The sequence below is a fragment of the Alcanivorax sp. HI0044 genome (assembly GCF_001634945.1).
The window spans coordinates 1-562 of the sequence record NZ_LWEZ01001958.1 but is presented as its reverse complement, the minus strand read 5'-3'; the positions used below and the strand labels follow the sequence as shown (position 1 = coordinate 562).

Genomic DNA, 562 nt, shown 5'->3' with positions numbered 1-562 from the left:
TGCACCAGCTTGTCGTGCTTGGCGTCCTTGCGTTCGGCGAGCATGGCCGGCAGCACAATGGCCAGGGTCTGCGCATGGTCCAGGCCATGCAGGGCAGTGAGTTCATGGCCCAGCATATGGGTGGCCCAGTCCTGGGGAACGCCGGCACCAATCAGACCATTGAGAGCCAGTGTGGCGACCCACATCAGGTTGGCACGCACATCATAATTTTCCGGATCGCTCAGGGCCTGTGGGCCAATCTCGATCAGGGTTTGCAGCAGGCCTTCGGCGAATCGGTCCTGTACCGGTGCATTGGCCGGGTAGGTGAGATATTGCTCGACGATATGCACAAAGGCATCAACCACACCATTTGCCACCTGCCGAGGGGGCAGGGTGAAGCTCTTGGTGGGGTCCAGCACGGAAAATTGCGGGAACACATGCTCGCTGTGGAACGGCAACTTGGCTTGCAGGGACTTGCGTGTGACCACGGCGCCCTTGTTCATTTCCGAGCCGGTGGCGGGCAAGGTCAGTACCGAACCGAAGGGCAGGGCGCGGTGAATATTGGTGCCGCCCTTGAGCAGGA

Annotated in this window: 1 protein-coding gene; it reads right to left on the bottom strand. The window is 60.7% G+C overall.

Annotated features, from left to right (window positions below; translation table 11 throughout):
* A partial coding sequence (locus A3730_RS29040; RefSeq protein ID WP_156501442.1) for an iron-containing alcohol dehydrogenase occupies window positions 1-562 on the bottom strand: 562 nt, incomplete at both ends.